This is a genomic window from Buttiauxella sp. (genome assembly GCF_035271705.1).
Classification (GTDB): Bacteria; Pseudomonadota; Gammaproteobacteria; order Enterobacterales; family Enterobacteriaceae; genus Buttiauxella.
In genome coordinates this window covers 1-6,499 of record NZ_DATERI010000063.1, presented here as the reverse complement: position 1 = coordinate 6,499, position 6,499 = coordinate 1, and the positions used below count along the sequence as shown (strand labels likewise).

General features: G+C 53.4%; 4 protein-coding genes and 1 pseudogene. 2 read left to right on the top strand and 3 right to left on the bottom strand.

Annotation, left to right across the window (positions count from 1 at the left end):
- From selB to VJY99_RS05410, 3 genes are all read right to left on the bottom strand, one after another.
- Window positions 1-1,814: selenocysteine-specific translation elongation factor (selB, locus tag VJY99_RS05420; protein WP_324117047.1), on the bottom strand; the 1,814-nt coding region annotated here is incomplete at its 3' end.
- On the bottom strand, window positions 1,811-3,199 hold the full coding sequence (selA, locus tag VJY99_RS05415; RefSeq protein WP_324117045.1) for an L-seryl-tRNA(Sec) selenium transferase: 1,389 nt from the start codon (window positions 3,197-3,199) through the stop codon (window positions 1,811-1,813). The genes selB and selA, both read right to left, overlap by 4 nt.
- A 70-nt stretch (window positions 3,200-3,269) precedes the next feature.
- Window positions 3,270-3,878, bottom strand: coding sequence for a glutathione S-transferase (locus tag VJY99_RS05410; protein WP_324117043.1), 609 nt, complete (start codon window positions 3,876-3,878; stop codon window positions 3,270-3,272).
- A gap of 496 nt (window positions 3,879-4,374) precedes the next feature.
- On the opposite strand from VJY99_RS05410, the gene VJY99_RS05405 reads away from it, so the two are divergent.
- Together VJY99_RS05405 and VJY99_RS05400 are read left to right on the top strand one after the other, a co-directional pair.
- The gene (locus VJY99_RS05405; RefSeq protein ID WP_324117042.1) at window positions 4,375-6,294 is read left to right on the top strand and encodes a PTS mannitol transporter subunit IICBA; all 1,920 of its coding nucleotides are present in this window, start codon (window positions 4,375-4,377) and stop codon (window positions 6,292-6,294) included.
- 110 nt (window positions 6,295-6,404) lie between these two features.
- Window positions 6,405-6,499: pseudogene (locus tag VJY99_RS05400) on the top strand (mannitol-1-phosphate 5-dehydrogenase); the annotation flags it as partial.

Sequence of the window (6,499 nt, the reverse complement as noted above, 5' to 3'; positions counted from 1 at the left end):
AGCAAATGGTCATTCCCACGACGGCGGGTGAAACCAATCCGGTCAAAATACTCAAGAATCTGCACCGCGAGTTTGCGGCCCACGCCCAGGACGTCGCGGAAATCCGCCGCGCTGGTCGCGCCTTGCGTTTGATCCAGTTCGCGGATCAAATTAGCGAAAACTTGAATCCGATCGTTGCGATAATAACGATCTTTTATGATCGCCGTGACCAGCCCCAGTTGTGCGGCAAATCGCAACAGTTGGCGCATAGCTTGTTCGTCTTGCTGCGTCTCCCGAGCCAGATCACGCACCCACCATGGCTCATCCCCAAATATCGCATTCACCTTTTGCCAGACAGCCAGTTGTTCGGCAGAGAACCCCGGTTTGTGCTCGGGCAGATGCAGCCAGCCCTGGCGGCTTGCCAGCAATCCTTCCTGACGCATTTTTTCAATCAGCGCCAGAACCAGCGGCTCAACTTCACTTGGCAGCGCCATGCGACGCAGACGTTCGCGCCCAGGGCCGGGTTGGTCGTCATGTTGCTGATGATAACGCTCGAGGGTGTCGAGCAGTTTTTGTTTCCAGCGCGTCGCCATCTCGTTGCTGAGCAGGCTGTTGCCTGCGCGGAGATAGTCGGTGCCGGCCAGCAACTCTTGCAAACCCTGAGCCGTCACCTGGCGTGCCCAGGCGAAGTCAGTGAGCGTAACGGCGCTACGCTGTAATTGAATATCGAGCGCCTGCTTATCGGTTTCAACCTGTTTAAGCTGTTGTAACCACGCCAAAAATGCAGGCTGGCGTTTACCTCGACGCGGTGCGTGTAGAAGTATTGCTCGCGCTCCACCGAGTGTGACCCGAGCGCTGATATCACGCAGCACCAGGCGGTCGTTATCGGCAAGCCACAACGGAACATCTAAAACCAGTTCGGCGAGGTCATCTTCCAGCAGCGAAATGCGCCCAGTGACATGGCTTGCGGCATGGTGGACATGCAAGGGTTGCCACTGTTGTAGCGGGGTGTGGTTTTGCAGTTGAACAATCACGCGCTCTACCGGTTGGAGTGGTTTGTCAGCCAGTAACCAGTCGCCACGTTTAATATCGAGTTTTTCCGCATCACCGCTGATATTGAGTGCAATGCGCTGCCCGGCAAAGGCGGTGTCGGTTTTGCTGTTTTGTGCGTGCAGACCGCGTACGCGCATGGGTTTATCGGCACCTGTCAGCCATAACGAATCACCCACATTCACTTCGCCACTTAACGCCGTGCCGGTCACCACCAGGCCTGCACCTTTCACGGTAAAAGCGCGGTCAATAGCGAGGCGGAAACGGTGCTGACGCGGATGAGCGCGTTCTGGCAGTGTCAGTAAGTGCTCGCGAAGTTCGTTAATGCCGATACCGCTGGTGGCCGCTGTGGCAAATAAAGCCGCGTCTTGCCAACCAAATTCACTGAGGGTTTCCTTCACCGCTTCACGCACTTCATCAACGCGCGTTTCGCTCACACGGTCAGCTTTAGTTAAAGCGACTGTTAGCGACGGTTTTCCGGTGAGTTGCAAAATGGCGAGGTGCTCGCGGGTTTGCGCCATCACACCGTCATCGCAAGCGACCACTAACAGCGCATGGTCGATGCCACCTACGCCCGCCAGCATATTGGCGAGGAATTTTTCATGCCCCGGTACATCAATAAAACCGAGGATGCGGCCATCGGGTTGCGGCCAGTAGGCGTAACCGAGATCAATGGTCATGCCGCGCTTTTTTTCTTCTGGCAGACGGTCAGCGTTCACACCTGTTAAGGCTTGCAGTAGGGTAGTTTTGCCGTGGTCAACGTGCCCGGCGGTTGCGATAATCATCGGTTCAGGCTCTCCATGAAACCAGCTTCATCTTCCAGGCAGCGTAAATCCAGCCATAAACGCCCATCGTTGATGCGGCCAATAATCGGTGTGGATGAATCGCGCAGGCTTTCAGCCAGCGTTCTTAGCGTGCTGCCGCGGCCATCTTTGGGTGTGAAGGTCAGTGCCGCGCTGGGCAAGCGGTCAACCGGCAGCGACCCGCTACCAATTTGCGACAAACAAGGTTCGACCTGCACCGTAAATTGTGTGCCATATTTGCCCTCGAGGGTGGGCAACAGACGGTTGGCTTGCTCGGTGATGTCAGAAGCAATGCGGGTGAGTAAACGCAGTGTCGGCAATCTTTCAGCCAGCGTTTCCGGATGCTGATACAGGCGTAAAGTTGCTTCCAGTGCCGCGAGTGTCATTTTATCGGCCCGCAACGCGCGTTTGAGCGGATGTTGCTGAATGCGGGCAATCAGCTCTTTTTTACCCACAATAATGCCCGCCTGTGGCCCGCCAAGCAGTTTATCGCCGGAGAAACTCACCAGGCTCACGCCCGCTGCAATCAGCTGTTGAGGCATCGGTTCTTCCGGTAATCCCCACTGGCTAAGATCAACCAGCGAGCCGCTACCCAGATCGGTTATGACAGGGATGTTTAGCTCGTTGCCGAGTGCGACCAGTTCTTCCTCGTCGACGGCTTTGGTAAAGCCCGCAACTTGATAGTTGCTGGTGTGGACTTTCATCAGTAACGCGGTGTTTGCACCTGCGGCCTGGCGGTAGTCTTTCAAATGCGTGCGGTTGGTTGCACCGACTTCAACCAGTTGGCAACCCGCCTGGCGCATCACATCCGGGATACGGAATGCCCCACCGATTTCGACTAGCTCGCCCCGTGATACCACAACTTCTTCACCACTGGCGCAGGCCGCCAGCATCAACAAAACCGCTGCCGCGTTGTTATTAACAATGCAGGCATCTTCAGCGCCAGTCAGCTCGCAAAGCAGGGAAGCCAGCGCTTTATCACGATGCCCACGTTCCGCGCCGTATAAGTCATATTCCAGCGTGACGGGGGTACGCATGACTTGTGCCACCGCATCAATTGCAGCTTCAGCCTGTAATGCCCGGCCAAGATTAGTATGCAGCACCGTGCCAGTTAGGTTAAACACGGGCAGCAAGGCGCTGCGCTGGTTGGATTCAAGACGGTCCTGCACCTGCGTTGCCCAATTGTCATTCCACGGCGGCAACATCTCTTGTGAGCGGATATGCTCACGCGCGGTTTCCAGCATCTCACGCAAGATATTAACCACCTGAGTGTGGCCAAACTTGTGCAGCAAAGCGCTGAATGAGGCATCACGTAACAGTTTGTCGATGGCAGGAAGTTGGCTGTACAAGGTGCGATGGATAGTCATAACACGCCGCTGAGTGGTGAAATATCCCGATAGTTTACAGGGGGAGTGAGCCCCCTGTCATGGCGAGAGATCATGCTGTTGGCGGTTCGGTGCGTGCAAAACTTTCGCGTGCGAAAAGTTTCTCTACTAGTTTCACCAGATGCGGACGGTCAACACACCAGCCTGGGGAAACCCGGCGGAAATTGAGATAACCCACGGCGCAAGCCACCGCAATCGTCGCCACATTCAGGTTTTCTGCATCCAGCTTTTTATCTGCAGCGTAGTGTTCGAGCATCGTCAGGCCACGGCCTATCTTTTCCCGTTGGCGGAGCAATTCCACTTCTGATTGCTGCTCGACAGGCCGCTGGCGTTCGCGTACGGAAACCAGGGCTGCGTCCATAATACCGTCGGCAAGGGCTTCTATTTGGCGCATGTGCAAAGCGGCTTGAGGTTCACGCGGGATGAGGGCGGGGGCAATATCCAACAACTCGAGGTATTGCGCAATGATTGGCGAGTCGAACCAGTATTCACCGTTGTCTGTGACCAGCGCGGGGACTTTACCCAGCGGATTGTAATGCGGCGTCGTGCTTTCTGATGTCCATGGGTTGTCGTTTACAAACTCAAAAGTGATACCTTTTTCCAGCAGTATCACAGATATTTTGCGCACATAGGGGCTGGTGTAATTACCGATAAGTTTCATTACATCGTCCATTTTTAATCGACAAAAGATAAGTATGGATCAGGATGCTCTAAAAGGTGTACCCGGGTACTGCTCAAAGCTGTTTGCCGCTGCGCTGTAATTTTCTAACAAAATGAAATGAAGGCTTTCTCTGTGACAGCCCAGGAGCACGGCGGGAAATTTGCGATGAAGATATTTTGTGATAAATGTCACATATAGATAACAAAGTGATAATCATAAAATGTGACATTTATCACATATAAGCGCCAGTTCTGTGTAAAAAATAGCTGATGTGTTTTTTTTACACATCAATTATGTGATCGAGATCTCCTGATCGCGCTTCGACACACCCAGTAATGAGTGATCTGCATCACATAAATTCCCGCGCACTGGACAGCTTAACGATCACGTGCCAGATTCGGCTCACTTACAGCATCTGGCAGCACTGCTTGCCACCACATTAACAATAATCTTCGGGCTGTTTTTGCAGCACGTGAACACAATAAGGGGTGTGCGTATGTCATCCGATATCAAGATCAGAGTGCAAAGCTTTGGTCGTTTCCTGAGTAACATGGTAATGCCAAACATCGGCGCATTTATCGCCTGGGGTATTATCACGGCCTTATTTATTCCAACCGGTTGGATGCCAAGCGAGACACTGGCGAAACTGGTAGGCCCAATGATTACTTACCTGCTGCCGTTGCTCATTGGTTATACCGGTGGTCGCTTAATCGGTGGTGACCGTGGTGGTGTAGTCGGTGCTATCACAACGATGGGTGTTATCGTCGGTGCGGATATGCCGATGTTCCTGGGTGCGATGATTGTCGGTCCTCTGGGTGGCTGGGCAATTAAACATTTCGACGCATGGGTTGATGGCAAGATCAAATCCGGCTTTGAAATGTTGGTGAACAACTTCTCCGCTGGCATCATCGGTATGATCCTGGCGATTCTGGCATTCCTCGGTATCGGCCCTGCGGTTGAAGTCCTGTCCAAAATTCTGGCAGCGGGCGTTAACTTCATGGTTGTCCATGACATGCTGCCGCTGGCGTCTATCTTCGTAGAACCCGCGAAAATCCTGTTCCTGAACAACGCAATCAACCACGGTATCTTCTCACCGCTGGGTATTCAGCAGTCCAGCGAATTGGGCAAATCCATCTTCTTCCTGATTGAAGCTAACCCAGGCCCTGGTATGGGCGTGCTGCTGGCGTACATGTTCTTCGGTCGTGGTAATGCGAAGCAGTCTGCGGGCGGTGCGGCAATCATCCACTTCTTGGGGGGTATCCACGAAATTTACTTCCCGTATGTGCTGATGAACCCACGTCTGATTCTGGCCGTAATCCTCGGCGGTATGACGGGTGTGTTCACTCTGACTCTGCTGAACGGCGGCTTGGTTTCTCCTGCCTCTCCGGGTTCCATCCTGGCGGTTCTGGCAATGACTCCTAAAGGTGCTTACTTCGCTAACATCGCAGCAATCGTTGCGGCCACAGCAGTTTCCTTTGTCGTGGCATCTATCTTGCTGAAAACCAGCAAAGTGAAAGAAGAAGATGACATTGAAGCTGCGGCTCGTCGCATGGCAGAGATGAAAGCAGAATCTAAAGGTGCCACAGCGCCACTGGCGGTAGGTGCAGGTTTGTCTAACGACCTGAGCCACGTACGTAAAATCATCGTTGCCTGTGATGCAGGCATGGGCTCAAGTGCCATGGGTGCTGGCGTGCTGCGTAAGAAAGTGAACGACGCGGGCCTGAAAAATATCTCCGTGACCAACTGTGCAATCAACAGCTTGCCGGATGATGTAGACCTGGTGATTACGCACCGTGACCTGACTGAACGTGCAATGCGCCAGGTTCCACAGGCACAGCATATTTCCCTGACTAACTTCCTCGACAGCAGTTTGTACACCAACCTGACCGAGCGTCTGGTGGCCTCTCATAGCCTGAGCGAAAAAGAAGTTAAGGTCATGAGCAGCCTGGAAGACAGCTTTGTGCCAAGTGAAGAAGGGCTGTTCCGTCTGGGTGCTGGCAACGTGTTCCTCGGCCTGACCGCTGCGACAAAAGAAGAAGCGATTCGCTTTGCCGGTGAGCAACTGGTGAACGGCGGCTACGTGCAGCCTGAATATGTTGATGCGATGTTTGAACGTGAAAAACTGACCCCAACTTATCTGGGTGAAGGCATCGCGGTTCCACACGGCACGGTTGAAGCGAAAGACCGTGTACTGAAAACCGGCGTTGTATTCTGCCAATATCCTCACGGTGTGCACTTCGGTGAAGAACCTGATGATATTGCCCGTCTGGTTATCGGTATTGCTGCTCGCAATAACGAACACATCCAGGTCATCACCAGCCTGACCAACGCGCTGGATGATGAGTCAGTGATTGAGCGTCTGGCGAATACCACCAGTGTTCAGGAAGTGCTCGACCTGCTGGCAGGTAAGAAGTAAGTCACTTTTCCCTCTCCCGTGTGGGAGAGGGTTCTGGTGAGGGTGGTCAGCACCACAAACCTCCTCACCCGAACCCTCTCGGGTGATTCAAATTTAAGAAGGTGAACGACATGAAAGCATTACATTTTGGCGCAGGTAATATCGGACGTGGCTTTATCGGCAAACTGCTGGCAGATGCCGGTATCCAACTGACCTTTGCGGACGT

What these genes read in the sequence shown, in the direction of transcription:
- VJY99_RS05410 (WP_324117043.1), bottom strand. Translation starts at nt 3,878, where the DNA reads ATGAAACTTATCGGTAATTACACCAGCCCCTATGTGCGCAAAATATCT.
- VJY99_RS05405 (WP_324117042.1), top strand. Translation starts at nt 4,375, where the DNA reads ATGTCATCCGATATCAAGATCAGAGTGCAAAGCTTTGGTCGTTTCCTG.
- selA (WP_324117045.1), bottom strand. Translation starts at nt 3,199, where the DNA reads ATGACTATCCATCGCACCTTGTACAGCCAACTTCCTGCCATCGACAAA.